We start from the raw sequence: 2,253 nt of genomic DNA, 5'->3' as shown, positions 1-2,253 counted from the left end.
TGATCGCTGGTATTTATAATTATGAACTTTTTTTGAAGACAAACTAGCGCTCGTCTGAGACTTTCGCAAGAGGTCTAGTCAATCAAACGGATTTTTTTCAGCGCCCTTAAGTTGGCGGTAAAAACTCATATTTTGTACTATTTTTTAATGGAGGCAGAGCCTCTAGATCTTCATTACCAGGCTCTGCCTGGTAACGAGAAACGAGAAATTTTCAATTCGTAGGGTGGGTTAACGCAGTTTAACGCACCGCCAGCCTCATGCACCATTTGAGCTAGGTAAAAGATTTACCTGGATATGTTAGCTCGCGCTGTCTGTTGGCACGTTGAAAGAATGCGGCGATCGTTTGAGCTAATTGTGCGGATAGAATGAAGATTTGTTAACTGAGTATTGAGTTCAACTGTTTGAACTTTTCCGGCTGAGATTGCCTTCCCGTACAGTGTATTTCCCTGAATTTTACCAGTGAAGCACGCAAAATCCGATCGCGGCGCGTAGATTGCACCAACGACGCGATCGTTCTGGCGTTGAAACACGATATAGTTTTGAAGAACTTGGTTGGGCTGTGGCGAATCTCCGTACAGGTAAATACCATCTGGCAAAGCAGCAACATTAGTCTTAGATGGATTTTGTTGTGCTTGAAGCGGTTGTTGCTGAATGCCAACACCAATTAGTGTTAGAGGACAAATAAAGGCTGTTGCCAGTAGTTTCCATTTCTTTTTAACAGATGCAGGTAAAATCATTACTGCTTCTCCTTGCGCGTCATCTAACATCTTAGAACAGTCTTCTCTAGTTAATGTCTCACTCAGGTTATAATTTGCCTCTGCTAAAATCAGCCGATTGGTATAGATTTTGAACCTGAAAGCTTGCGCTTGTTTAGCACCGAAAACTTTATTTTCCTTTGTGTTCCCAGTGCCTAAGCTGATTTTGATAAAATTAGAGCAGGCATAGTTTCTAATGCCACCCAATAAAACACCGATCTAAGGTTGATGGCGATGCTTTGGCGGAATTAGAGAAGTTTTTGGCTAAGGAACCTGTAGCGCAAAGCTAATTGATCGGGGGGGGTAAATACTCGGCTCACCCTTCCCAATTTACCAGGAGCTAACTTTTTGTTTGGTAGAACACAAAACATTCTGGATAACTTCTAGAGCAACCGCTTTAACTACATTAATACTTACACTATTACCTAGTTGATGATAAGCTTTATCATCATTAGGATGCAGCATAAAACTATCGGAAAAACCTTGTAACCGCGCCGCCTCGCGGGGAGTAATCCTGCGAACTCGGTTATGATAGTAAACTCCTAATCTATTAGCATCACTGGCAACAATTGTTACAGAAATTTTCTGCGGATCGAGAAATTTATAGACTTCAAAGGAAAAGTTACCTGATACAGGTTTGTATTGATTGTTGTTCCGTTGCAGGTACTTTTTTGTTACCAAGGAATCCAGAATTTCATCGAGATTGGGATGAGCAAAGAAAGTACCTATTTGCTCTTTAGTTAATAGCTTGCCATCTTGGTCAGCTCCAAATTCTTTATTGCGCCTTTTCAAGATAAAAAGATTCATTAATTCAATTTCGTCTAAACTGCACTCGCCTCGCAAACCCAGTTCCCAAGAATGAATCGAATTACCACCACGATAGTCAATTAGCCGCCTACCGTGCAGTCGGCTAAAATCATTGTTAACTATTTGTTTCAAGGCATTAACAAATTCTGGCGAACAATCATATTTTGGATCGGGATTGTCTTCCAAAATATCTGCAACTGTGACAGGTTGACTTAAGGGGGAAAAGAACGATAGCTGTTGATGACTAGAGGAATGCGAATCTTTTGGGCCTAAGTCAGAAATTAAGCCAAATTGGGGCGAAGCATTTAAAATTCCTACTAGGTAAACTCGGACACGGTTCTGAGGTAAGCTAAAGTTAGAGCTGTTAAGCAAGAAATAATCGAAGCTGTAACCTCGGCTTTTGATTTCGCCCTTAATAGTTTCGAGGGTTCTGCCGCCGTCGTGGCTGACAAGCCCCCGCACGTTCTCGAAAATAAATGCTTGAGGTTTAAAGGTATCAATTAACCTTGCAATCTCAAAAAATAGGGTGCCTCTGGTGTCTCCAAAGCCCTCTTTTTTGCCAGCATAGGAGAAAGACTGACAAGGAAATCCCGCTAGTAAAATTTCATGTTCAGGCCATTGGTGACAAGTTAAGACTGTAAGTCTTTTGTCAAGAGGCTTTTAGAGAATTGTTGAAAAAAAACTGGTCAGA

1 protein-coding gene and 1 pseudogene are annotated in these 2,253 nt (G+C 41.2%); both read right to left on the bottom strand.

Features of this window, described 5'->3' with window-relative positions; translation table 11 throughout:
- Positions 1-284: 284 nt before the first annotated feature.
- Positions 285-767 carry a hypothetical protein gene (locus tag QT979_RS28740; RefSeq protein WP_333213743.1) on the bottom strand — a complete coding sequence of 161 codons (483 nt, stop codon included), beginning with the start codon at positions 765-767 and terminating at the stop codon, positions 285-287.
- A gap of 318 nt (positions 768-1,085) precedes the next feature.
- Positions 1,086-2,183 (bottom strand): annotated as a pseudogene (dcm, locus tag QT979_RS28735) (DNA (cytosine-5-)-methyltransferase); the annotation flags it as partial.
- Positions 2,184-2,253 lie beyond the last annotated feature (70 nt).

Origin of the sequence: Microcoleus sp. w2-18bC1 (genome assembly GCF_036700365.1) — a bacterium.
In the GTDB taxonomy this organism is placed as follows: Bacteria; Cyanobacteriota; Cyanobacteriia; order Cyanobacteriales; family Microcoleaceae; genus Microcoleus.
This window is presented reverse-complemented; position numbering and strand designations above follow the sequence as displayed.